The following is a 25,715-nucleotide window of genomic DNA, read 5'->3' on the forward strand; positions in this document are numbered from 1 at the left end:
ATTGAGCGATGAAAATTGCAGTTGGAACAAAAAACAACACGAAAGTAAAAGCGGTAAAAGCTGTATTTCATGAGGCGCATCATGCGATTATAGCGAGTGACGTGCAGCCGAACGTGTCAAAACAGCCGTTTTCCGATGAAGACACGTTGCAAGGTGCGATTGAGCGTGCAACGTTAGCTGTTCATGAACAACAAGCACATATCGGAATAGGTTTAGAAGGAGGCGTATTTGCTGCACGTAATGGAACAGTCTGGCTATGTAATTGGGGTGCGCTTGTAGATCGGGACGGCGTTGTCGTTGTGGCAGGAGGGGCGCGCATTCCGCTTCCTGCCGAAATTAGTGAACAATTAAAAACTGGGAAAGAATTAGCTGAAGTGATAGACGAATACGCCGATCGTCGCGATGTCCGTTCTAATGAAGGGGCGATCGGCATTTTGACGAACGGAGCCATCGACCGAACAACGATGTATACACATATTGTTTATATGTTAAAAGGGCAATATGAGCATAAGAAAGGGTGGATAAATAGATGAAAATGATTGAAAGCATCGAGCAATACAATGAAGTCATTCAGCGTGGAAAAGTGATTATGATGTTTACGGCTGATTGGTGCCGGGATTGTCAATTCATCAAACCGGTTTTACCAGAAATTGAAGCGCAATTTTCCGATTATACGTTTTATGCGGTCGATCGTGATCAATTGCTTGATTTGTTTGCGGAGCACAACGTTTTTGGCATTCCGAGTTTTATTGCATATGAAAATGGCCAAGAGAAAGGGCGATTTGTCAGCAAAGATCGGAAAACGAAAGAAGAAATCGTCGCTTTTATTCAAAGTTTAGGTGAGCGTGATGAATAGTAAGCAAATAAGCGAGCATATTCAACAACGATTATCCCACTACCCATGGGAATTTCGATGGGATCGAAAAAAAGATACACTTCGCATTGAGCATCGTGACACGAAAAAAGGGGTGACGATTTCGTTACCCCCTATTATCGCAAAATGGGAGGTTGAGAAAGAGCGTGCCATTGACGAAATTGTTTATTATGTCGAACAAACGTTAACGGCATTACATGATGATTCGCCGTTACACGGAAAAGAAAAACATATATATCCGGTCATTCGTTCTACCTCATTTCCGACAACGACGAACGAAGGCGCTGCGTTTATTTATGACGAGCATACAGCAGAAACGCGCATTTATTATGCGCTCGATTTAGGAACAACGTATCGGCTCATTGATGAACGTTTAGTTGAATCCGAGCGTTGGAATGTGCAACAATTGAAAGAAATTGCCCGTTTTAACATCCGTTCGTTGCCTACGACAGTAAAAGAAGATCGTGTCGGTGGCAATACGTTTTATTTTTTGAATACAAACGATGGATATGATGCAAGTCGCATATTGAATGATGCTTTTTTGAAAAGTTTTTCCGAAAAAATAAAAGGAACGATGTTGCTTGCGGTTCCTCATCAAGATGTGCTCATTATTGCTGACATTGAAAACGAAATCGGCTATGATGTACTTGCGCAGTTAACGATGAGTTTTTTTGCAAGTGGCAGAGTGCCGATTACTGCGCTTTCATTTTTATATGAAGGTGGGCAATTGCAACCGATTTTTATTCTTGGAAAAAATCATCGAAAGGATGAGAAATGATGAACGTATTTTACAATCGAGAAGGTATTGGCGACACGTTGCTCATTACTTTAAAAGTTGTTGATCCACAAGTGCGTGCTTTTGAGAAAAAAGGGGATGTTGTGCGCATTTATGATGAGCAAACAAGTGAAACAGTTGGTTACAATATTTTTCATGCGTCTACATATAGCACATTTGAAGGAAATGGAGTCGTTGAACTAAACGAACAAGTAATCGCTACGATTAACGACATATTGCAAAAAAATGGTGTAAATGAACAATTAAAGGCTGATTTTTCACCAAAATTTGTTGTCGGTTACGTGAAAGAAAAGGAGAAGCACCCGAATGCTGATAAATTAAGTGTTTGTCAAGTAGACATTGGTACGGAAACATTGCAAATTGTATGCGGGGCTCCAAACGTAGAAGCAGGACAAAAAGTCGTTGTCGCAAAAGTCGGAGCAGTCATGCCAAGCGGTCTAGTCATTCAAGAGGCAGAACTTCGTGGGGTGAAGTCTTACGGAATGATTTGTTCTGCCCGTGAACTCGATTTGCCAAACGCCCCACAAGAGAAAGGGATTCTCGTTTTAGATGATGAGTACGAAGTAGGTCAACCATTTTTTAGCTGACTTCCATCACGGCAGTCAGCTTTTTTTGTGGTAAAATAAAACCGAATGTATAAGAGAAAGAGTGAGGATTAAATGGGTTGGTTTAAGGCACTACTTCGTTATTTATTTGGAGAAAATGATAAGGAAAAAGAAACGCGCAAACGCCTCCCTTCCGTACAAAAAAATGATCATAAACATGTGGAGGCAAAAGTTGTTTATGAATATCCGAAAGGGAAATTTCGCTTTCCATTAATTCCAGATGAACCAAAAGAAAGACAAAAAGAGCGAATATATGAACAAAAGCGCTCATCACCACAGACCGTTTCCTCTGAGAAAAAAATAACACGCATAGAGCGCACAGTAAACGAATCACGCACGTTTCGTCCGACAGATGTGCCATCGCCTATATTTGGTTATAAGCGAATGGAGCGTGTTGAGCGAAAAAAAGAACATGATGCGGTTGTTGAATTTGAACTTCCGATCGTTGAAGAAGCTGAAACAAACGAACATGTGCATATGCCAGCAAGTGAGCCAATTCATCATGAAGAGAAAGATGTTGCTCATGAAAAAGAAGAAATGCAACAAGAAGAAGTGCAGAGGGAAGCTGGTGAAGAACAAGTTACGCAAATACAGGTAGGAGAAAGTAAAGAGCAGGAGCGTAGAGAAGAAAAAATTGAACAAACGAACGAAGAACGGGAGAGAAAGAGAAGCGGTGTGCCATATAACGTGATGATGTTAAAACAAGATCGAGAAAAATGGAAAGAGCGACAGCAACAGCAACAGCGATCTTATACGTTTCCGCCGTTATCGCTATTGCATGCTCCAGCGATTCAACATGAGGGCGATGAAACGTGGCTAAAAGAGCAGACAGAGCGGTTAAATGAGACGTTTAAAAATTTTAACGTTGGAGCAACAGTCGTTCACGTGACTCAAGGTCCGACGGTGACTCGTTTTGAAGTGCAACCAGAACTTGGAGTGAAAGTGAATAAAATTACGAATTTAGCGGATGATATCAAATTAAATTTAGCGGCTGTAGATATTCGTATCGAAGCGCCTATCCCTGGGAAAAACACGATCGGAATCGAAGTGCCTAATCGCTCAAGCCGCCCTGTTTTCATTCGTGAAGTATTACAAAGCGAGGTGTTCCAACAATCACAATCTCCGTTAGCCGTTGCCTTAGGATTAGATATTTCAGGGAGACCAGTTGTTACTGATTTAAAAAAGATGCCGCACGGATTGATTGCGGGAGCAACTGGATCAGGGAAAAGCGTCTGCATGAATGCGATGTTAGTAAGTTTGTTATATAAAGCAACACCGCACGAAGTGAAGTTATTATTGATCGATCCGAAAATGGTCGAACTTGCACCGTACAATCATATTCCACATTTAGTTAGCCCAGTTATTACAGATGCAAAAGCAGCAACAGCAGCATTAAAATGGGCTGTATCTGAAATGGAGCGGCGATATGAGCTGTTTGCACATACAGGGGTGCGCGATATTGTTCGTTATAATGAGTTAATACGAAAAGCACAAAAGCCAGAACAACATCTACCTTATATTGTTATTGTCATTGATGAATTAGCAGATTTAATGATGGTTGCTCCAGCCGATGTAGAGGAAGCTATTTGCCGTATTGCCCAAAAAGCGCGGGCGTGTGGGATGCACTTACTTGTTGCTACACAACGACCGTCTGTTGATGTCATTACCGGCTTAATTAAGGCAAATATCCCAACGCGCATTGCCTTTTCTGTATCGTCACAAATTGATTCACGTACAATTATTGATATAAACGGTGCTGAAAAATTACTTGGGCGAGGCGATATGTTATTTTTAGAAAACGGAACAGCAAAACCAATTCGCTTACAAGGCAATTTTGTATCGGATGAAGAAATTGAGCGCGTCGTTGCCCATGTGCGTCAACAAATGGAACTGTCTTATTTATTTCAACACGATGAGTTGTTGCAACAACATGTACAAGCTGAGGAAGATGATGAGCTCTTTTATGAAGCATGTGAGTTTGTTGTTCAACAAGGTGGTGCTTCGACGTCGAGTTTGCAACGTCGTTTTCGTATCGGCTATAATCGGGCAGCGCGCTTAATTGAAATGATGGAGCAGCGTGGGATTGTATCGGCACCAAAAGGAAGCAAGCCACGCGATGTGCTAATTGACGAGCAAGATCTTGAGCAACTACAAGATACAATTTAGACGGAGTAGTCGTGAAATAGAAAACGTGCTATGCTAAAGACGTGAAAACGATGGCTGAAGGGGAAAGAAAAATGAAAGAGATCGAGTTGAAATTACAAGGGAAAATTAAACGGCTAACAAATAAAACGTTTAAATTTGATGAGCGTGTGCGAGACGGATGGTTTTCAGCCGTATATTTTTTAAAAACGCGTGAAATCGTCAAAGAATTTCGTCCGGATAATATCGTCACAATGCAATTTTTTCAAAAAGAACATGCTGTTTTATGTGGCACCGATGAAGTGATCGCCTTGTTGCATACATTTGCAGATGAACCAGAAAAATTAGAGATTTACTCGTTAAAAGATGGAGACAAAATTAGTCCGTTTGAGACGGTGCTTACGATTACAGGGCCGTATCAAAATTTTGGGTATTTAGAAGGCATTATTGATGGAATTTTAGCGCGCCGAACATCTGTAGCAACAAACGTATACAATGTAGTTAAAGCGGCGGCATTATCTGGTGTACAAAAGCCGGTCATTTTTATGGGAGATCGGGATGATCATTTTATGATGCAAGCTGGTGATGGATACGCTGCGTTTATTGGTGGTTCCACCGCTCAAGCGACCCATGCGATGAACGAGTGGTGGGGAAAACAAGGCATGGGGACGATGCCGCATGCCCTCATTCAATTGTTTGATGGTGACGTTGTTGCGGCAGCAAAAGCGTATCATGCAAAATATCCAGATGATGATTTAATTGTTCTTGTTGATTACAACAATGACTGTATTACAGATGCGCTGAAAGTGGCTCGTGAATTTGGCGATAAGCTAAAGGCTGTTCGCGTTGATACGTCTCGGACGATGATCGATCAATATTTTATTCGCCATCCAGAAGTGCTTGGCACATTTGATCCACGTGGCGTCAATCCACCGCTTATTTTTGCTTTACGCGAAGCGCTTGATCGCGAAGGATTTGAACATGTTAAAATCGTTGTTAGTGGCGGATTTAATGAACAGCGCATTATTGAGTTTGAAAAACAAGGTGTACCAGTTGATATGTATGGTGTGGGAAGTAGTTTATTGAAAGTGCACATTGGTTTTACAGGAGATAATGTATTGTTAAATGGAAAACATCAAGCGAAAGCAGGACGGCGTTATCGTCCAAATCCGCGCCTTGAAAAAGTGGAGTATACGCCTCAATAACACGGAAAAACTGATAGAAGAACATTCTTCTATCAGTTTTTCTTATCATCGTGGGCAAACGATGGTATAATGAAATTTGTTACATATCGTGAAAATAGCAAAACGGAATTTATGTCATATACTGTGATATAGATCAACGATAGTTGGTGGAGGTTTTCTTATGACTATTTACCATTTTGTCGGCATTAAAGGAACTGGAATGAGCGCACTCGCACAAGTATTACATGATATGAAATGCGTCGTGCAAGGATCGGACTATGATAAGCGGTTTTTCACGCAAGAAGCTTTAGAAGCACGTGGGATACCGATTTTTCCATTTAGTGCTCAAAATATTCAGAAAAATATGGTCGTGATTGCTGGTAACGCCTTTCCTGATACACATGAAGAAATTGTAGCCGCTCGTGAACTCGGTGTACCCGTCATTCGTTACCATCAGTTTTTAGGTGAATTTTTACAAAAATTTACGAGTATCGCTGTGACAGGCGCCCATGGGAAGACATCAACAACAGGATTGCTTGCTCATGTAATGCAGGGAGCAGAACCGACGTCGTATTTGATCGGTGATGGTTCTGGAAAAGGAAGAGAAGGGAGCAAGTATTTTGTATTTGAAGCGTGTGAATATCGCCGTCATTTTTTAGCATATTCCCCTGATTATGCGATTATGACAAATATTGATTTTGATCATCCAGATTACTTTGTAAATATTGAAGATGTGTTTTCAGCATTTCAACAAATGGCGTGGCAAGTGAAAGAAGGAATTATTGCTTGTGGGGATGATGAATATTTACAAAAAATTCAAGCTAAAGTTCCTGTTGTTTTTTACGGGTTCGGTGAAGATAACGATTTTCAAGCCCGAAATGTTGTGAAAACACCAGAAGGGACATCGTTTGATGTGTTTGTGCGCCATACGTTTTTTGCTTCTTTCCATATTCCGCGATATGGCGATCATAACGTGCTTAATGCGCTTGCTGTCATTGCGCTTTGCCATTATGAAGGGATCGATGTAAGCATTATTCAAGAGCGATTAAAAACGTTTCCTGGCGTGAAACGTCGCTTCCATGAGAAAACGTTTGGTTCACAAGTGCTTATTGATGATTATGCGCATCATCCGACTGAAATACGTGCAACGATCGAAGCAGCAAGACAAAAGTATCCAGATCGTCAAATTGTTGCGATTTTTCAACCGCACACATACACGCGTACACAAACATTTTTACATGAATTTGCTGAAAGCTTATCGTTAGCTGATGCGGTATATTTGTGCGATATTTTTGGCTCTGCTCGTGAGCATCAAGGGAAATTATCTATCGAGGATTTGCGTGCTAAAATCGAAGGGGCAAAGCTTTTAGACGAGGAGCAAGTCGATGTATTAAAGCAACATGATAACGCTGTGCTTATTTTTATGGGAGCAGGCGATATTCAAAAATTTCAACAAAGATATGAACAATCCGTTCACGTATAAGCAAAAAGCAACTATGATGCGTTCATAGTTGCTTTTTGCATTTGTTCGTATGTGATGTTCCAATGCGAAGCATGCCACGCTACTCCGTCATTTGTCACCCATAACACTTGAGGAGATTCGTGTTTAACATGAAATGTTTCTGCAATATGTTGCGACAATGGGCGTGCGTGTTGTACATGTAAATAATATGCATGAATGTGCGGAAAATCTTTTGTGAAACGTTCGAACTCCCCCCATGCTCGATGGCTAATTGGACATGTAAGACTATGTTTCATCAATAAAAATGGACGATGGGACAAACAAATTTGTTCAAACTGTTCTACTGTCTCAATTTTCTCCATGCGTGTCCATTCCTTTATTTAAATGTTTTTCCACATCGTTCACAGCTTCCTCTGTCTCTTTTAACAACTGTTCCACATCTGATGAAGGAAGCGGAATCGGAATAGATGAAACGGAATGTGATTTCTCTTGTTCGCTTTTTATCAGTTCTTCTTTTTCTTCACTTTTTCTCCATTCATTTATATTGCTTTCTTTTAAATCATTCAGCAGTTGTTTTCCATGTTGTGCTGATTCGGTTAATAACTGCTTTCCACGTTCGCTTGACAAGAATAGTGCTGTTGCTGCGCCTGCAATTCCCCCGACAATTGTCCCAAGTAGAAAAGAACTATTTTTAGCCATATGAAACCCTCCTTATTTTCGTTTCCCTTTCCATTTTGTCCATATTTCTACAAGCGTTTGGCCCCATTGAATGGCTTGTGTAATTTTTTTTTCATTTGTTGTTAACGTTTTAGAAATGGAATCGCTAAATGTTTGAACGGTGACTCCTACTTGTTTGACTGCATCAAATACCCCTTGCAAACTTTCTGCTTTTTTATGCACATCATCCGCAAGCGCGTTCGTCTTATGTAGTAATTGTGCCGTTTCTTTTCCGATTTCATGCATTTGTTTTTCAACTTCTTCGACGGTTTTCGCAACGTGTTGTAAAGTTGTTTGCAACGTTTTTAACGTTTGGATAACATAAATGACTAAAATGAGAAAGGCGATGGCGATGAGTGCAATGCTCCCGTATAAAATAATGTTCATTGTAAAACCCCTTTCTGTATACTTTACATTTCGTTCGACAAAAAAAGAAAAAATCCTGCAAAAAGCTCCAAATTTTTTGTAGGTCGGTTACAATATACATGTACATATGATGGAATGGAGGAAGACAAATGAAAGATCCACGTATTGAAAAGTTAGCGAAAAACTTAATTCATTACTCGCTTCGTTTACAAAAAGGAGAAAAGGTATTAATCGAAAACTTCGGTTTGCAACGAGAGCTTGTGATCGCGCTTGTGCGTGAAGCATATGCGGTAGGTGCTTATCCGTTTGTTTCATTGAAAGACCATCAAGTCGACCGTGCCCTTTTGCTCGGTGCACAAGAAGAACAGTTTAACATGATGGCTGAGTTCGAAGCGAATGTTATGAAAGAGATGGATGCTTATATCGGCTTACGTGCTGGGGACAACATTAATGAGTTTGCTGACGTGCCAGCGGATAAAATGAAAATTCATGGAAAAACAATTATGCAAAAAGTACATCGTGACATTCGTGTACCGAAAACGAAGTGGGTTGTGCTCCGCTATCCGAATCCATCGATGGCACAGCTTGCAAAAATGAGTACAGAGGCGTTCGAAGATTTTTATTTCAACGTATGTAACTTAGATTACGGTAAAATGGATAAAGCGATGGATGCTCTCGTTGAGTTAATGAATAAAACGGATCAAGTGCGCATTACAGGACCGGGTACAGATTTAACGTTCTCCATTAAAGATATTCCTGCTATAAAATGTTCAGGCCAAATGAACATTCCAGACGGAGAAGTATATACGGCTCCAGTCCGCGATTCTGTCAATGGTACCATTACGTTTAATACACCTTCTCCTTATCAAGGATTTACGTTTGAAAACGTGAAATTAACATTTAAAGATGGAAAAATTATTGAAGCAACAGCAAACGATACAGAGCGCATTAATCAAATTTTTGATACAGATGAAGGTGCGCGTTACATTGGTGAATTTGCGATCGGGGTCAACCCATACATTCAACATCCGATGCAAGATATTTTGTTTGATGAAAAAATTGATGGAAGCTTCCATTTTACGCCGGGGCAATGTTACGATGAAGCATACAATGGTAACCATTCGAACATTCATTGGGATATGGTTATGATTCAACGTCCGGAATATGGCGGCGGTGAAATATATTTTGACGGTGTGCTTATTCGCAAAGATGGCCGTTTTGTCATCCCAGAATTAGAACCGTTAAATCCAGAAAACTTAAAATAAAAGAGAAAAGCAACTATGACTTGCTCATAGTTGCTTTTTCTTATGCCAAACAATTTCAAGTTGATCTCCTGGGGTAAGCGGTTCATAAAATGTTGTTTGTTCTCCATTTTTTAGCAATGTAAATGTTGTTGATGCCCCGTGAGGAATATCAACTTCGACATATTGAAATATATCTTGAAAAATGAACGGTTCGATTTTTTGTTCATGAAATTGGAGCTCATCTTCATGGTGAACGAGACCATCTTCTTTGAGCTGTTCACCGTTGCGATAAAATATACCGATCGGCTTTGTCAATGTAAATGTTTCGCCATGAAATATAATCGGCATCGTATAATGAAGCTTTATTTGTTTTGCTTCAGCAATTTGAGCGATGGTGCGCGGCTTTTGTTCGTGAACAGTAATATGATCGCCGTCTTCAAACGTTGTATAACGTTGGCACTCTAGCCCGTTGCGATACACTGTTCCGCACCATTCAGGAAATTTTATTTGTTTTCCGTTTAACGTGATTGTAAACGGTTCAAGTTGTTTCAGAAGGTGGTCGTTTTTTGTTGCTTTTAGAAGCTGTTCAATCGTTTCAGGCATATGAACGACAATGTCATCACGATCACATAAGACGACATCGAGAGAAACAACTTCTCCGTTTCGTAATATAAGTGGCTCAATGTTGTAGTGTTGATCATTTATCGTTACATGCTTTGTCGGCAATGATTCGAGCAAATCAAGAAGCCGAATCACAGCTTGTTTCCCATCTTTTCCTTTTTCGACTATGATGTGGTCATTGCTTTTGATTGGTGTATCAAATGTCGCTAGCTCACCATTTTTTATAATGGTTGGTGGTTCTCCGTGTGTCCCGGGAACTGTAATAACCTGTCCATTCAACGTAATGACGCACGCTAAGCCTGGTTTTCCGTATAGTTTATGTATTTGAATGCCTGCAGCGAGTAAGGCATCACCGATTGTTAGTTGCTTCATATCAAATAGGCGAATTGTTTGTTCATTTACATGAACTGTCACGTACTGGATCGGTGTTTGCTTTGCGGCAATTGCGATGCCGATCGGGGTGACGAGTTCTGGTCGATGTTTCATTTCTTCACGATCGATATGCAATTTTTGAATAGCATCAATACCACGAATAGCAATGCGATTTTCTGGAAGATGAAGCTTGTGAGCAAGCCGTTTTGGAAGTTCGGGCGTCAAGCTCCCTCCTCCAACGAGCATAACTGCTTTCGGAGATTGATGATTATTTAATCGTAAAATTTCTTTGCTAATCGCATCAGCAAGTCGATCAATGGCATCTGAAATCGTGGCAATCATTTGTTCGCGAGTCACTTCTGTTTCAAACCCGAGAATGTCTGTGATTGTTACCGTTTCTTTCGAATGCAAGTCGCGTTTCGCTTGTTCAGCGAGAGGGAAATCAAGCAAATAGGCGTCTGAAATTGCTTCAGTAATTTCATCTCCTGCCATCGGTACCATGCCGTAGGCGATGACTGTACCGAGATCGGTAATGGCGATGTCAGACGTTCCTGCGCCAATGTCTACAAGTGCTACATTTAATCGTCGCATCGTTAGAGGAATAAGCACGTTTAGTGCGGCGATCGGCTCAAGTGTTAGCGCCTCCATTTCTAAATGAGCGCGTTGTAGTGCTGCAAGAAGTGACTCAACAACGAGTCTCGGTAAAAATGTAGCGATCACTTCAACGCTTGCCTCGTCTCCTTGCTGATCAATTAAGTTACCAATTTCTTCGCCGTCAATTTCATAGCGCGTGACGGAATAACCGACGCAATAATAGTGATAACTTTTTTCATTCGCTGATTTTTCTGCTAACGTCATTTGAGCTTGCTGTACGGCGGTGAGTTCTAAGTACGCGACATCTTCATGAGTTAAAAGCGGCTTTCCTTTAATTGAAATCGTTGCTTTTCCTTTTTCTGTTTTTAATGAACGACCTGCCGCTGCGACGCATACGCGCGTCAAAGGCCCGTGCCGCTCCTCTAACGTTTTCTTTATGTCGAGAATGACGTTAGAAACAGCAAGCACATCGTGAATTTGCCCATCAAGCATTGCCCGTTCTTCATGTTCTTTTATGACAATGTCTTCAACTTGATATCGTCCGTCTATTTCCTTTAAAATAATGCCAACTACTGAACGTGTGCCAATGTCTAATGCAAAAATCAAGCTTCCCACCTTCTTTTTCGAAAATTAAAAAATTCTTTATTACTTAAACGCGTTCACTACCGTCGCATAAATGATGTCTGAATTTTCAGTTTTATTTTTTCTGGACTTTAGAGAAAAAACGAAAACACCTAAGCGAGGGTAGTATACATCCATTTTTTTACTATAACCTATGACTTGTGCAACAACGACTGGCAAACCTTTATGGGACGCTGTTTCCTTCGATTTTTCGTAACCAAATGTGAGCGGATTTCCACAAAGAAGCCTTCAAATAGCGACTAATTTGTAAGTAACTGCGTTCGCTATTCGTGTTCAACTGAGCTAAAACATTCAGACAGTACACTATCATGGCTACGTACACTTGATTATGTACAGCTTGTTCACTGTGACCAAAAAACTTTTTAATGTTCAGATGTTGTTTCATCCATTTGAAAAAAAGTTCGATTGCCCAACGTGATTGGTAGATTTCTGCAATTTCATCTGCGTCAATGTCAAACCGATTTGTCAGTAAATGAAGCTTATTTCCTTTTGTATCTTGCAATTTGAGTAAGCGAAACACGTTTTCAGAACGATTTTGTGGTGTTCCAATGACAACCATTTCATCAGAGAATACGGGTGAATCTTCTGGTAACGAAAAGGATTCTAACACTCGGACAACAGCGTTTTTACGCAAACGGGTCACAAAGAAATAGCCATCTTCCGTCATTTGATCAAAGCGCCTATAATCCAAGTAACCACGATCAAACACGTACATGCATTCTTTGTCATCCACGAATACTTCTAGTTGACCACGATCATGTTCGTTGGCATTCGTGAGTACGGCTTTATCTGGATAGGAGAGTCCTTTTTCCATAAAAACAAGTCGTAAGTGAAGCTTTACTCCTGATTTTGTCTTTCGAAACTCTGCCCACTTATGATTGGTCAAATTAAGCGGTAATGTACTCGAATCAATGATTTTCAAAGGCGTTGTCACTTTTCTTCTTGTTTGGAAATTGGTTTTCCGATGAATTTGTGCCACTAAATCGAGAAAAATCGTTTGAAAGAACTCAGTTGGGATGGTATTGATTCGTCTCCCTAACTGTGAAAAACTAATCGATTCCAATCCCGTTGCTCGTTGTAATTCTTCTAAAAAGACAGCGTCACTCAACGCCCGTAAACTCTCGGTTTCATGGAGTTGGGCATACAAAAGCAGTTTCATAAATGAAGCCATATAAAGTTTCTTGGTATAGTGATTTAATTGATGTGTTTTCACTAGGTCGTCAAATAATGGACGATTAATCGGTGAAAACCATTGTTCAAATGATGTTTTTCGTGTAAACTTATCCATGGTTTTGTCCTTTGTATTGGATTTGGATGGTTTACTACCACCCAACCATTATAAAGGATTTTTTTGTGTTTGGATTATATTTCAGAAAATTCGGTTTATTTAAAGGTGTTAAATTATTTTAATGCGACACTAGTGAAACGCGTTTTATAAATAAAGGGGTGACAACTTTATCCACTTCGTTTATAATAATCTCTAATTATATAGAAATGTACCATATTTTTTATCTTATATAACTGTAGATGAGCAAATTTACTAACATAAATTTACAACCAAACAAAAAAGAAGACATGAACCCGATTCCTTGGTTAGAATAGATGTGCCAACAAACCATTCACAAGGAGGTTCATGTCTCATGAATAGATTAGCACATCACCAAGGAATCCACAAGTTTTTGACGATGTTGGGGTTGGCCCTTTATTTCTCGAAACCTGTCATGAAGCATCTCGTTCATATCGTGGATGCGATGATTACAAAGGGCTTTTCGGGAACGCTGACCGATCTACATCATGGGAGTTTTCATCCGAACCATCGCACGACACTGAGCCATTTTTTCACGAAAAGCCCATGGGAGGAAGAGACGCTGCTTCGCAAACTCCAACAGTGGGTGCTTCATCGTGTCGAACGCAGCTCGAAACGAGAGAATCAACCCATTTTTGTTTCGATCGATGATACGATTTGCCAAAAAACGAAGCCCTCGTCACGGGCAACACACGCCATTCAAGGGTGTGATTGGCACTATTCTCACGCAGAGAAAAAGTCGATCTGGGGACATTCTCTCGTTTGGCTCATGGTTCATACGATGACCCAAGCGTTTCCTTTTGCCTTTCGCCTCTACGACAAGACGGTGGGGAAAAGCAAAGGGGAACTCGCGATCGAGATGCTTTCTTCGTTGGATGTGAGTCGACCCGTTTATGTGCTCATGGACTCTTGGTATCCATCGAAAACCCTCGTGGGAGCCTGCTTAAAAAAAGGGTTCCACGTCATCGCGATGCTGAAGACGAATCGGATTCTCTATCCAAAAGGGACGGCCATTCAAGCAAAAGAATTTGCCAAATCTATGGAGCCACGGGATACCCGCCTCGTCACGGTGGGAAAAGAGCGTTATCGGGTGTATCGCTACGAAGGCGCTCTGAACGGTCTCAAGGATGCCGTGGTGCTGCTCGCATGGAAAGCCGATCAGCCGATGACGCCGAAACATCTTCATTGCGTCTTGAGCACCGATCGCGAGCTAAGCGATGAAGAGATCTTGCGCTACTATGCTGCACGTTGGTCGATCGAATGTTTTTTCCGTCAAGCGAAAGACCAGCTGAAACTCGATGGATACCGCGTTCGCGGGCGTCGGGCGGTGAAACGGTATTGGATCTTGGTGCAACTTGCGTATGTGTACAGCATGTTCGAGTCTAACAGTGATTTTTCGGATGGGCTCGATCTCCTGCGCAAGAGAAAAGGACATAGCCTCGTGGAGTTCATTTATCGTGCAGCAAAACAAAATATTCCCATTGATACCGTGAAAAAACAGCTCCACGTGGCATAAGGGGTACCCTGTTTGTCTCTTTTTAAATGGTAATTATTGTAACGAAAATTGCTCAACTACAGTTATATAAAGAAAGGATGAGATGTATGAGTAACGAAAGATTAGACGAGCTGAGAGCAAAGGTTGATGAGTTGAATTTACAGCTGTTAAAGTTAATTAATGAACGCGGACGTGTTGTTCAAGAAATTGGGAAAATTAAAGATGCTCAAGGGACGTACTTTTATGACCCTGTTCGTGAAAGAAAAATGTTAGATTTAATTCTAGAACATAACGACGGACCGTTTGATACGGCGACGTTGAAACATATTTTTAAAGAAATTTTTAAAGCAGGGCTCGATTTGCAAGAAGATGATCATAAAAAGGCATTGCTTGTATCAAGAAAGAAAAAGCCGGAGGATACGATTGTCGATGTAAAAGGGGAAAAAATCGGCGATGGTAATCAATATTTCGTTATGGGGCCATGTGCGGTTGAAAGCTATGAACAAGTAGCAGAAGTCGCACAAGCAATTAAACGCCACGGCTTAAAATTGTTGCGCGGCGGCGCTTACAAACCGCGTACGTCACCGTATGACTTCCAAGGACTTGGTGTAGAAGGATTGAAAATTTTAAAGCGTGTAGCAGATGAATTTGATTTAGCAGTCATTAGTGAAATTGTAACGCCAGCAGATATTGAAACAGCGCTCGATTATATTGACGTTATTCAAATCGGAGCGCGCAATATGCAAAACTTTGAGTTGTTAAAAGCCGCGGGTCAAGTGAATAAACCGGTATTATTAAAACGGGGATTAGCTGCAACGATCGAAGAGTTTATTCATGCAGCGGAGTACATTATGTCGCAAGGAAATGGGCAAATCATTTTATGCGAGCGTGGCATCCGCACATATGAAAAGGCGACGCGCAACACGCTTGATATTTCAGCCGTACCGATTTTGAAAAAAGAAACGCATTTGCCTGTTTTTGTCGATGTAACGCATTCAACAGGACGTCGTGACTTACTTTTACCTTGCGCGAAAGCTGCGCTTGCCATCGGGGCAGACGGGGTCATGGCGGAAGTACATCCAGATCCTGCGGTTGCGTTATCTGATTCCGCACAACAAATGGATATTAATCAATTCAATGAGTTTATGGAAGAATTAAAATCATTCCAAAAACAATTTGTCAAAGCATAAGAAAAGCTGGTGATTGTCACCAGCTTTTCTTATGAATTTATTTGTGAAAACGTTGCACTTAGGCAATCATTTATCGTATGATAATTTTACATAAAATTGCGATGTACGACAGTTTTCGATATATAGAGTGTAAAAAAGGAGTGTATGTGATGAATGTAACAATTTATGATGTAGCAAGAGAAGCAAACGTGTCGATGGCAACCGTTTCACGTGTTGTGAATGGGAACCCAAATGTAAAGCCTTCGACGCGCAAAAAAGTGTTGGAAGTGATTGAACGGCTGGGTTATCGTCCGAATGCGGTAGCGCGCGGATTAGCAAGTAAAAAAACGACAACAGTTGGCGTCATTATTCCGGATATTTCGAGCATCTTTTTTGCAGAAATGGCACGCGGAATTGAAGACATTGCAACAATGTACAAGTATAACATCATTTTAAGTAACTCGGATCAAAATAAGGAAAAAGAATTGCATTTATTAAACACGATGCTCGCTAAACAAGTTGATGGTATTTTATTTATGGGTGGCGACGTAACGGAAGAACATGTCGAGCAGTTTAAAAAGTCAGATGTACCGATCGTATTAGCTGCCACAATTGAAAAAAATAATATTATTCCGTCCGTCAACATTGACTACGAGCAAGCAGCGTATGATGCGGTACATATGTTAATTGAAAAAGGACATAAACGCATTGCTTATGTAACAGGCCCTTTAAATGATCCAATTAACGGATTAAAAAAATTAGCTGGTTATCGTCGTGCGTTAGAAGAAGCGAATATCGCTTATGATGATGAACTTGTTGTTGAAGGGGATTACACATATGACTCTGGCATCGAAGCGTATGACAAGTTAGCCGAACTTGCAGAGCGACCAACAGCGATCTTTGTTGGAACAGATGAAATGGCTCTCGGGGTCATTCATGGTGCGCAAGATCGCGGCGTACGCATTCCTGATGAGTTAGAAGTTGTCGGTTTTGATAATACGCGTTTAGCCACCATGGTTCGTCCAAAGCTGACGACAGTTGTGCAACCGATGTACGATATTGGTGCGGTGGCGATGCGTTTATTAACGAAATATATGAATAAAGAACATGTCGACAATCACATCGTTGTGTTGCCGCATCGCATTGAATATCGCGATTCGACAAAATAGGCGGCGCAGCTAACTGTGCGTACGAACATAGAAAAGGGTGTTCGCTACTTTCGGAACACCCTTGTTATTTTGTTATAAGTTTAACCGTTGTTTATTGCTTCGGATTGGGTGGAGCGCTTTCATGACCGTTTGGGCATTTTTTTCTGTAATTTCTGCTTTTCTCGGAATGGGTGAATATAAGTTTTCTGGATCATCCCATTCGAGTGGTAAAGAAACAGGAGCATGAGGTTGCCATCGAGCGACCCATTCTTCCGGTAAACGTCCAGAAATATCGGATTGTTCTGTCATTTCGAGCCATAATAACGCCCATGCACGTGGAACAACGCGCCAAATGTCATATCCTCCTCCTCCGACCGCAATCCAACGGCCGTTGCAATATTGATGCGCGATTTGATGCGCGATTTTTGGAATTTCGCGATAAATACGCATCGTTGTACACAAATGTGTTAATGGATCATAATAATGTGCGTCCACTCCATTTTGAGTCAAGATGACGTCCGGACGGAAAAAGTCAGCAATTTCGATCAGCGCTTCTGTATATGCTGCTAACCACGACTCATCTTCTGTAAACGCATCAACGGGAATGTTGAAAGAGTAGCCATATCCTTTTCCTTGTCCTCGTTCATTCACATTTCCTGTTCCCGGAAATAAATAGCGTCCTGTTTCATGAATCGAAAATGTACAAACATTTGGATCGTCATAAAACGTCCATTGCACCCCATCTCCATGATGCGCATCTGTATCGACATATAAAACGCGGACACCGTATTTTTCTTGCATATATTTAATGGCGACAGAGCTATCATTGTAGATGCAAAAACCTGATGCTTTGCCACGAAATCCATGATGGAGCCCTCCCCCCAAACTGAGCGCATGCTCAGCCTTGCCGGAAAGTACGTAATCAACTGCTGTTAATGTTCCGCCAACAAGAAGAGCGCTCGCTTCATGCATATTTGGAAAAATGGGTGTATCTTCTGTACCTAATCCATAATTGAGGGCAACTTCTTCTGGCAGTTGTCCTCTTCCTGCTTTTTTTACTGCTTCAATGTAATCGGTATCATGAACAAGTGCTAACTCTTCGTCTGTTGCTAGACGTGGTGCTACAATTTGTGAATCATGAAGTGCACCGAGCGTTTGCAACAGGTCATACGTCAGTTTGACACGTAATTGATTAAATGGATGGCGATCATGGAATTTATACGTTTGAAACGCATCGGAATAAACGAATACGCTGTTTTTACTCATGATGAAACCCCCGGCAAGTTCGGCCATAAAACGTCGTATCCTTGTGCCTTTAAATCATGAATAATCGCCATCGGGTTCATCGTTTGAATACGAAAAACAAGTACTTTATACATTTCATTTTGATCAGGATAGATGAGAACACTTGAAATATTGATGTTACGTTTTTGGAAAACAGAAGCGACTTCGCTTAACATTCCTGCCCGATTCGGCACTTTAATTTCGATTTGCGATCCAGGTTGGTGAGCCCCTGTCAGTTGCACAAGTGTGTACAACAAATCGCTTTCTGTAATGATGCCGACAAGTTTATTTTCTTTGACAATGGGCATGCAGCTAATGCGGTGTTCGTAAAACAAAGCCGCGACCTCTTCGACAAAATCAAGTGGATGTCCTGTAATGACGTTTGTTTTCATAATGGTGCTTAACGGTTTTTGCAAATCTTCGAGATGTTCATTTGCATGGAAAATCGATGGACTTGCATCGCGCAAATCGCGATCCGTAACGATACCAACAACACGATATTCATCATCAACAATCGGTAAATGTCGAATATTTTTTTGCTTAACAATATTTAGTGCGTCAGCGATTGTGTTTGACGGCTTTAGTGCAATGACATCCGTTTTCATCATTTGTTCGACAATCATTTCCCCATCCCCTTTGTTTTTAATACATGAAGCGGTTCATAAAGCGTAATTGGTCAAATTTTTGAATAGATTGCTGATCGACGCGTTTTCCGATTCGAGCCATTAAACAATTAGCTGGATGTGAACAAATTTCTGGATCGTCCGTTGCGTACCAGACGAGTCCACCTGCGTTCATCATTTTCTCCATTACTTTTCGATATTCCCATACGTTTAAACCCGTTCGTTTTAAATCCCAATGCCAATAGTATTCTGTTGTAATAATGATGTAATCTTCCATCGCATCATCCATCATGGCAACTTTCAACAAATTTTTTCCGACACCGTAGCCTCGAAAGTCTGGGATAACTTCAATTGCACCAAGTTCGATTAAATTTTCCATCTTCCCTTGCGACCATCTTTCTAGCGGGTCGGGATATAAAAAGGTCACGTAGCCAACGATCGTATGACCGTGGCGAGCAATAATAATTCGTCCTTCTGGAAGGCCAGCAATTTCAATGAGCGCTTGATGTTGTTGATGCGGCTGACGAAATGCTGTTAAATCGTGATGAAATTCATAACTAGCTAGTTTTTCGGGAGAAATCGGCCCCTCAATAATTAACGTTCCTTTCGGTGTTTTTAACTGTTTTGCGTTATATGTTTTTTTATGCTCCATTGCCCCACCGCCTACTGAAATGATCTCATTTCAATTATACATAAAAAAATAAAAATTAAATCGTTTTCATAATAAACATAAATGAAAATTTTTTTAAAATTGAGAAATCATTTATAGTATAATATAATACGAGTGTAAAGACTTCAAACAAGGGGGAGTTTGGGATGATTAAAGTGGAAGCGCTACCAGTCATTCAAGGGGATTTTAACTTGAAAAACTATGAAGAAACGTATCAAACGTTTGACTGGTCTGAAGCAGAAAAACATTTTTCATGGTATGAAACCGGGAAAGTAAACATGGCGTACGAAGCGATCGATCGCCATGCGGAAACGTTTCGAAAAAACAAAGTAGCTCTTTATTATCGTGATGCGACAAGAGAAGAAAAGTATACGTTTAAAGAAATGAAAGAGTTTTCAAATAAAGTAGCTAACGTATTAAAAGAAGTAGCTGATGTTGAAAAAGGCGACCGTGTCTTTATTTTTATGCCTCGTTCACCAGAATTATATTTCTCTGTGCTTGGTGCAATTAAACTTGGTGCAATTGTTGGGCCGCTTTTTGAAGCGTTCATGGAAGGGGCTGTGCGTGACCGTTTAGAAGATAGCGAAGCGAAGGTCATTATTACGACGCCTGAACTGTTACCGCGTGTACCGGTAAATGAGTTGCCGGCATTAAAATACGTATTTTTAGTCGGAGATGACGTGAAAGAAGAAGGCCCATTTTTTGATTTGAAAAAACGGATGAATGCCGCAAGCAAACATTTCGATATTGAGTGGGTCGGACGTGAGGACGGTCTCATTTTACATTATACATCTGGTTCAACCGGAAAACCAAAAGGTGTATTGCACGTGCATAATGCCATGATCCAACATTATCAAACAGCAAAATGGGTGTTAGACTTAAAAGAGGACGATGTATATTGGTGCACAGCTGACCCAGGTTGGGTAACGGGAACATCATATGGTATTTTCGGTCCGTGGCTTTGCGGAGCATCAAACGTCATTGTAGGGGGGCGATTTAACCCAGAAGCGTGGTACAAAACGATTGAAGACTATGGTGTGACAGTATGGTATAGTGCACCGACAGCATTCCGCATGTTAATGGGTGCTGGGGACGAGCTTGTGAAAAAATATGATTTGCGTTCACTTCGCCATATTTTAAGTGTCGGTGAACCGCTCAATCCAGAAGTCGTGCGCTGGGGAATGAAAGTATTTAATCGTCGCATTCACGATACATGGTGGATGACAGAAACAGGAGCACAACTCATTTGCAACTATCCGTGTATGGAAATTAAACCAGGATCAATGGGGAAACCGATTCCAGGAGTCAAAGCAGCGATCGTTGACGATCAAGGAAATGAATTGCCACCGTATCGTATGGGCAATTTGGCGATTAAAAAAGGTTGGCCATCAATGATGCGCGCCATTTGGAACAATCCGCAAAAATACGAATCGTATTTCTTGCCTGGTGATTGGTATGTGTCTGGTGATTCTGCGTATATGGATGAGGACGGATATTTTTGGTTCCAGGGACGAATTGATGACGTCATTATGACAGCAGGAGAGCGTGTCGGTCCGTTTGAAGTAGAAAGCAAGCTCGTTGAACATCCAGCTGTTGCAGAAGCAGGTGTCATCGGAAAACCGGATCCAGTGCGCGGTGAAATTATTAAAGCGTTTGTAGCTTTACGCGAGGGGTACGAGCCGTCAGAAGAGTTAAAAGAAGATATTCGTAACTTTGTGAAAAAAGGCTTAGCAGCACATGCCGCACCGCGTGAAATCGAGTTTCGTGACAAACTTCCAAAAACGAGAAGTGGAAAAATTATGCGTCGCGTCTTAAAAGCTTGGGAGCTAAACTTACCGACAGGTGACTTATCAACAATGGAAGATTAAAAAAATCGGGCTCGGCCCGATTTTTTTAATTAGTTGATGGTTGCTCTTCGGTCGGTATGTCTATCGGTTGCTCTTCGGTCGGTATGTCTATCGGTTGTTCATCGGTTGATTGCTCAGGTGGTGTAGCAGGCAGCATGCGAACGATATTTGACGGATTTGATTCCAATCCAGCGATGTCGACAGCAGTAACATAATATATTCCTTGTTTTAACGGTATGCTTTTTTGTTCTCCTCTACGTATTGTTGCGATGACTTGAAACGGTGCTGTTTCTGATGCTGTGTAATATACGCGATAACCAATGACGTCTTGTTCGTGATGTTCGCCCCAGACGAGCGTTGCTCCTTTTTGTTGCACTGCAAGCGGATCTGGTTTTTTACCGTTTTCTTGAAGTGTTTTTGCTACAAATACATGTTTCCACTTGTCGTTTCGAGGAAGCAGTTGGCTCATATCTTTTATATGTTGAATTCCCCATTGTTCAAGCAACGAAGTGTCAATCATGACCCCTTCTTTTGTAAATTCTTTTGGTGTTGTCGGCAAGGCAACGTATCGTTCCCCGTTTAGTTCAACGAAAGTACCGTTGATTAAGTACCGATCTTCTTGTTTTGGCACAAATGCGGTATTAAACAAGTCAGTTTCTATCAGTCCAAATCGTTTACACGTCTCTGATGGAAGTAACCCAGAAATAGCACAATACGAACGTTTAACAATTCCGCCAGGCATGCGGAATCGCTCTTTTGGCGCAATGAGTTCTGGGCGAATATCATATGCCCCATTCATTAACTGTGCCCATAACAATAAGTTTCTTTGCGAATATGATAACCCTTTATAATTTTTTTCGAGCGATTTCGGTGTATCGTATCCCATCCAAATGCCAAACGTGACATTTGGATTTGTTGCTACAAACCATGCATCTTTCGTATTTTGACCCGTTCCTGTTTTTCCCGCCCAATCGGCCGAAAATTTCAGCTTGCCATTTAAAAAGGCGGCCGTGCCGGAGCGAATGACGTCGCGCATCATATCAATCGTTAAATAGGCCGTTTGTGGCGAAAATACTTCTACCGGCTTTGTTTCATGCTCGTATACGACATTTCCGTTTTTATCGACAATTTTTTCGATTAAGTACGCATCGATAAACGTTCCGCCATTAGCAAATGTTGCGTATGCGTTTACGTTCTCTTCAATCGTTACCCCTTTTGTCAATCCGCCAAGCGCAAGCGCTAAGTTGCTTCCATCTCCCGTTGTTAAACTCGTGAAGCCCATTTTTTCTAAATAGGAAATGGGGCGTTGCTCGATGATGCGCGCATACGTCCGAATAGCAGGAATGTTATACGACTTTTTCAACGCATGACGTACGGATGTTAAGCCATGCGTTTTTCCATCCGCGTTTTTCGGTCGGTACGGACCTTGTTTCGTTGGGATTTCCAACGCGACATCTGGAATAACGGACCCCGGCTGAACGATCCCCATTTCCATTGCTGGTGCATAAACAAGAAGCGGCTTCATCGTTGATCCGTTTGAGCGATATGCTTGTGTAGCGTGATTTAGCTGCTCGCGTTTATAATCTCTTCCTCCAACAAAGCTAATGATGCGACCTGTTTTGTTTTCGATGAGCATAGCCCCCACTTCTACCGGCTGACGAACGGAAATGATTTGTCCTGTTTTTTCGTCCTTTTTGCGCACGACTGTATCGCTTCCAAAGTAAGGATATTTTTCTACGATTGCTTGCATGCGCTCATATATATCTTTGTCGATCGTTGTGTAAATCGTGTAACCGTTTTGTCGTAATTGTTTTTCAGCCTTTTCCGCATATTCCATATATAGTTGATCGTTCAAACGCACATCTTGCCGTTCATAGCCATCTTTTTTAGCTAGTAAATCAACGAAAATGTCTTTTGCACGACGCTCAATTTCAAACGTTAACCACGGGTATTTCTCTATTGGAGAAGGTAAGGAAGAAACAAAATCTTTCGTAATGTCGTATGCAATCGCTTCCTCATACTGCTCTTTTGAAATATACCCTGCTTTTTTCATGCGCGATAATACAGTTTTCATCCGATTTAACGCTGGGGATAAATCGTTTTTCAACTCCCCTTTGCTTGTAAACGGCGTATAGCGAAACGGACTTTGTGGCAATCCTGCTAAAAATGCAGCTTGCGGCAATGTTAATTCTTTTGCATCAACACCGAAAACGCCTTTTGCGGCAGCTTGAACGCCAGCAATATTTCGTCCGGATGCGTTTCGTCCAAACGTTACAACGTTAATGTAGGCTTCTAAAATTTCATCTTTCGTAAAAAATTTCTCAAGGCGTAAAGCAAGTAACACTTCTTTTGCTTTGCGCTCAAATGACACTTCGCTCGTTAAAATTTGATTTTTTACAAGTTGCTGTGTTAATGTACTTCCTCCACTACGTGTAGAGGAATTTGTTGCTTCTTGAAAAATGGCACGTATAATAGCTTTTGGTACAACCCCTTTATGTTCATAAAAATGTTCATCTTCCGTCGCAATGACGGCTTGAATGAAATAAGGGGAAACTTGCGAAAGTTTGACTTCATCGCGTTCTAGGTCTGAACGAAAATAGCCGAGATATTCGCGATTGGCGAAGTAAATATGTGTTGTTTCTTCATAGTTATAAATATCTTTTTTCATTTCTTTGTATGGAATCGGTTTGGCATCTTTCACGAGCGAGGCGAAATATCCTGCCCCGACACCGAAAGCAAAGCTGAACGCACATAAACTTACGATGAATATAATTAAACATACGTTCCAGACGACTTCGTATGTGATCGTAAAATGACGCCATAGTTTTTGCCATGAGAATCGCACTTGTTTTTCTGACATAGTGACCTCCCATCTGTATTATATTTTCATTATTATATCATAATTTGTCTTTTCATATCGGTAAATGTCTAAATTTGTTTGAAGATCTTGACAACAGTTGGCGTTTTATGATAAAAGAGGATATACTGACATGTAAATAATCGAGCGATGAGCGGAACGAGTAGTGCTTATCTCCCTGCGAACAGAGAGCTAGTGGTTGGTGCGAACTAGCGCATAGATGAGCATGAATTACCTCCGGGAGCATCTTTTGCGAACGGCGTGTGCCAAGTAGCAAAAGACGGTGTCGACCGTTATGGCAATGAAGTGAGAGAACATAGGCGTTCTCTAAGTAGGGTGGTACCGCGACATAAACTCGTCCCTTCATGTGAAGGACGAGTTTTTTTGTTTGAATCTAAAACAGAAAGGATGGTTGAGATGGATTTGCTTCAAGACTTACAATTTCGTGGTTTAATTAATCAGATGACAGATGAAGATGGATTGAAAGCGTTGTTGGCAGAAGAAAGCGTAAAAGTATATTGTGGTTTTGATCCGACGGCGGATAGTTTGCACATCGGTCACTTGCTTCCGATCTTAATGTTGCGTCGTTTTCAACAAGCAGGGCATCAACCGATTGCGCTCGTCGGTGGGGCAACAGGACTCATTGGAGACCCAAGCGGAAAGAAAACAGAGCGAAAATTAAATGAAAAAGAGACAGTCGCTTATTACAGTGAGCGAATTAAACAACAGCTAAGCCGTTTTTTAGATTTTGAGAAAGTCGACAATCCAGCCATTATTGCAAATAACTATGAATGGATTGGTTCGCTTGATGTCATTACATTTTTGCGCGATGTTGGGAAAAACTTTGGGATTAACTACATGCTCGCAAAAGAATCAGTCCAATCGCGATTAGAAGCAGGGATTTCATTTACAGAATTTAGTTATATGATTTTACAAGCGTACGATTTCCTCAAACTATATGAAATGTATGGATGTAAGTTGCAAGTAGGTGGCAGTGACCAATGGGGAAACATTACAGCAGGATTAGAGCTCATTCGGAAAACAGAAGAAGATGCGAAAGTGTTTGGATTAACCGTTCCGCTCGTAACGAAAGCAGATGGAACAAAATTTGGAAAAACAGAAGGTGGGGCAGTATGGCTTGATGCTGATAAAACGTCGCCATATGAGTTCTATCAATTTTGGATTAACACTGATGATCGTGATGTTGTGAAATATTTAAAATACTTTACGTTTTTATCCCATGAAGAAATTATCGAATTGGAAAGACAAACGGCTGAAGCACCGGAAAAACGTGCAGCGCAAAAAGCGTTAGCTGCTGAGATGACACGCCTTGTTCATGGGGAAGAAGCGTTGCAGCAGGCGATCAACATTTCTGAAGCGCTCTTTAGCGGAGATGTAGCCAAACTAACAGCGGATGAAATTGAACAAGGGTTTAAAGATGTACCATCGTATGTATGCGAAGAACAGGAGATAGCGCTTGTTGATTTACTTGTAGCAAGCGGTATTTGCCCATCGAAGCGTCAAGCTCGTGAGGATGTTACAAATGGGGCCATTTATGTCAATGGTGAACGTGTGCAAGATGTGAATAAAGTCATGACAGACGCAAATCGTATTGAAGGTCGCTTTACAATTATTCGGCGCGGTAAGAAAAAATATTATTTAATTCGTTACGCATAAAAAAGTCCTCTCTGCTTTGG

Annotated in this window: 22 protein-coding genes and 1 other annotated feature; of the genes, 13 read left to right on the plus strand and 9 right to left on the minus strand. The window is 41.1% G+C overall.

Features of this window, described 5'->3' with window-relative positions; all coding sequences use genetic code 11:
• Nucleotides 1-8 precede the first annotated feature (8 nt).
• The 7 genes from NSS60_RS02910 to murC all read left to right on the plus strand — a co-directional run bounded on the left by NSS60_RS02910 (nt 9) and on the right by murC (nt 7,084).
• Nucleotides 9-533, plus strand: coding sequence for a DUF84 family protein (locus NSS60_RS02910; RefSeq protein WP_004888989.1), 525 nt, complete (start codon nt 9-11; stop codon nt 531-533).
• Nucleotides 530-856: a thioredoxin family protein gene (locus NSS60_RS02915; RefSeq protein WP_004888990.1), complete on the plus strand. Its 327-nt coding sequence runs from the start codon at nt 530-532 to the stop codon at nt 854-856. The genes NSS60_RS02910 and NSS60_RS02915 overlap by 4 nt, the downstream gene beginning before the upstream one ends.
• Nucleotides 849-1,652: a DUF1444 domain-containing protein gene (locus NSS60_RS02920; RefSeq protein WP_004888991.1), complete on the plus strand. Its 804-nt coding sequence runs from the start codon at nt 849-851 to the stop codon at nt 1,650-1,652. Before NSS60_RS02915 ends, NSS60_RS02920 begins: the two co-directional genes overlap by 8 nt.
• The gene (ytpR, locus tag NSS60_RS02925; protein ID WP_035018444.1) at nt 1,652-2,257 is read left to right on the plus strand and encodes a YtpR family tRNA-binding protein; all 606 of its coding nucleotides are present in this window, start codon (nt 1,652-1,654) and stop codon (nt 2,255-2,257) included. Before NSS60_RS02920 ends, ytpR begins: the two co-directional genes overlap by 1 nt.
• Before the next feature lie 72 nt (nt 2,258-2,329).
• Complete coding sequence (locus NSS60_RS02930; protein ID WP_004888993.1) at nt 2,330-4,441, plus strand: DNA translocase FtsK; 2,112 nt, start codon at nt 2,330-2,332, stop codon at nt 4,439-4,441.
• A gap of 71 nt (nt 4,442-4,512) precedes the next feature.
• Complete coding sequence (locus NSS60_RS02935; protein WP_004888994.1) at nt 4,513-5,622, plus strand: nicotinate phosphoribosyltransferase; 1,110 nt, start codon at nt 4,513-4,515, stop codon at nt 5,620-5,622.
• 160 nt (nt 5,623-5,782) lie between these two features.
• A complete protein-coding gene (gene murC, locus NSS60_RS02940) occupies nt 5,783-7,084 on the plus strand; it encodes a UDP-N-acetylmuramate--L-alanine ligase (protein WP_004888995.1) in 1,302 nt (433 codons plus the stop codon).
• 11 nt (nt 7,085-7,095) lie between these two features.
• On the opposite strand, the gene ytxJ is transcribed toward murC, so the two are convergent.
• The 3 genes from ytxJ to NSS60_RS02955 are packed head-to-tail and all read right to left on the minus strand — an operon-like array spanning nt 7,096 to nt 8,167.
• A complete protein-coding gene (ytxJ, locus tag NSS60_RS02945) occupies nt 7,096-7,425 on the minus strand; it encodes a bacillithiol system redox-active protein YtxJ (protein WP_004888996.1) in 330 nt (109 codons plus the stop codon).
• On the minus strand, nt 7,412-7,762 hold the full coding sequence (locus NSS60_RS02950; RefSeq protein ID WP_004888997.1) for a hypothetical protein: 351 nt from the start codon (nt 7,760-7,762) through the stop codon (nt 7,412-7,414). Before NSS60_RS02950 ends, ytxJ begins: the two co-directional genes overlap by 14 nt.
• Before the next feature lie 12 nt (nt 7,763-7,774).
• Complete coding sequence (locus tag NSS60_RS02955; RefSeq protein ID WP_004888998.1) at nt 7,775-8,167, minus strand: DUF948 domain-containing protein; 393 nt, start codon at nt 8,165-8,167, stop codon at nt 7,775-7,777.
• Between the two features lie 128 nt (nt 8,168-8,295).
• On the opposite strand from NSS60_RS02955, the gene NSS60_RS02960 reads away from it, so the two are divergent.
• Complete coding sequence (locus tag NSS60_RS02960) at nt 8,296-9,411, plus strand: aminopeptidase (protein ID WP_004888999.1); 1,116 nt, start codon at nt 8,296-8,298, stop codon at nt 9,409-9,411.
• Nucleotides 9,412-9,435: 24 nt separating this feature from the next.
• Here NSS60_RS02960 and NSS60_RS02965 read toward each other — a convergent pair whose 3' ends face one another.
• Nucleotides 9,436-11,592, minus strand: a complete 2,157-nt coding sequence (locus NSS60_RS02965) for a cell division protein FtsA (protein WP_128356585.1) — start codon at nt 11,590-11,592, stop codon at nt 9,436-9,438.
• 190 nt (nt 11,593-11,782) lie between these two features.
• Complete coding sequence (locus NSS60_RS02970) at nt 11,783-12,907, minus strand: IS4 family transposase (protein WP_064221133.1); 1,125 nt, start codon at nt 12,905-12,907, stop codon at nt 11,783-11,785.
• 352 nt (nt 12,908-13,259) lie between these two features.
• Here NSS60_RS02970 and NSS60_RS02975 point away from each other — a divergent pair, with 352 nt between their 5' ends.
• The 3 genes from NSS60_RS02975 to ccpA all read left to right on the plus strand — a co-directional run bounded on the left by NSS60_RS02975 (nt 13,260) and on the right by ccpA (nt 16,758).
• On the plus strand, nt 13,260-14,441 hold the full coding sequence (locus NSS60_RS02975; protein ID WP_088223189.1) for an IS701 family transposase: 1,182 nt from the start codon (nt 13,260-13,262) through the stop codon (nt 14,439-14,441).
• Between the two features lie 86 nt (nt 14,442-14,527).
• Entirely contained in the window at nt 14,528-15,610 is a 1,083-nt protein-coding gene (locus NSS60_RS02980; RefSeq protein ID WP_004889001.1) for a bifunctional 3-deoxy-7-phosphoheptulonate synthase/chorismate mutase, read from the plus strand.
• A 149-nt stretch (nt 15,611-15,759) separates the two neighbouring features.
• On the plus strand, nt 15,760-16,758 hold the full coding sequence (gene ccpA / locus NSS60_RS02985; RefSeq protein ID WP_064214280.1) for a catabolite control protein A: 999 nt from the start codon (nt 15,760-15,762) through the stop codon (nt 16,756-16,758).
• A 72-nt stretch (nt 16,759-16,830) separates the two neighbouring features.
• Here ccpA and NSS60_RS02990 read toward each other — a convergent pair whose 3' ends face one another.
• From NSS60_RS02990 to NSS60_RS03000, 3 genes are read right to left on the minus strand one after another with little or no spacing between them, the layout of a single operon-like run.
• A complete protein-coding gene (locus NSS60_RS02990) occupies nt 16,831-18,003 on the minus strand; it encodes an acetoin utilization protein AcuC (RefSeq protein WP_004889003.1) in 1,173 nt (390 codons plus the stop codon).
• Nucleotides 18,000-18,644, minus strand: coding sequence for an acetoin utilization AcuB family protein (locus tag NSS60_RS02995; protein ID WP_004889004.1), 645 nt, complete (start codon nt 18,642-18,644; stop codon nt 18,000-18,002). Before NSS60_RS02995 ends, NSS60_RS02990 begins: the two co-directional genes overlap by 4 nt.
• Nucleotides 18,645-18,663: 19 nt before the next feature.
• Nucleotides 18,664-19,296 (minus strand): GNAT family N-acetyltransferase, encoded by a 633-nt coding sequence (locus tag NSS60_RS03000; protein WP_004889005.1) that lies wholly within the window; start codon nt 19,294-19,296, stop codon nt 18,664-18,666.
• Between the two features lie 167 nt (nt 19,297-19,463).
• Here NSS60_RS03000 and acsA point away from each other — a divergent pair, with 167 nt between their 5' ends.
• Nucleotides 19,464-21,182, plus strand: a complete 1,719-nt coding sequence (gene acsA, locus NSS60_RS03005) for an acetate--CoA ligase (RefSeq protein WP_035019132.1) — start codon at nt 19,464-19,466, stop codon at nt 21,180-21,182.
• A gap of 25 nt (nt 21,183-21,207) precedes the next feature.
• On the opposite strand, the gene NSS60_RS03010 is transcribed toward acsA, so the two are convergent.
• Entirely contained in the window at nt 21,208-24,021 is a 2,814-nt protein-coding gene (locus NSS60_RS03010; protein WP_004889007.1) for a transglycosylase domain-containing protein, read from the minus strand.
• Between the two features lie 138 nt (nt 24,022-24,159).
• Nucleotides 24,160-24,384, plus strand: a binding site (T-box leader).
• A 51-nt stretch (nt 24,385-24,435) separates the two neighbouring features.
• Here NSS60_RS03010 and tyrS point away from each other — a divergent pair.
• The gene (gene tyrS / locus NSS60_RS03015; protein ID WP_064214279.1) at nt 24,436-25,695 is read left to right on the plus strand and encodes a tyrosine--tRNA ligase; all 1,260 of its coding nucleotides are present in this window, start codon (nt 24,436-24,438) and stop codon (nt 25,693-25,695) included.
• Nucleotides 25,696-25,715: the final 20 nt, after the last annotated feature.

Origin of the sequence: Anoxybacillus sp. FSL W8-0382 (genome assembly GCF_038003845.1) — a bacterium.
Classification (GTDB): Bacteria; Bacillota; Bacilli; order Bacillales; family Anoxybacillaceae; genus Anoxybacillus; species Anoxybacillus flavithermus_G.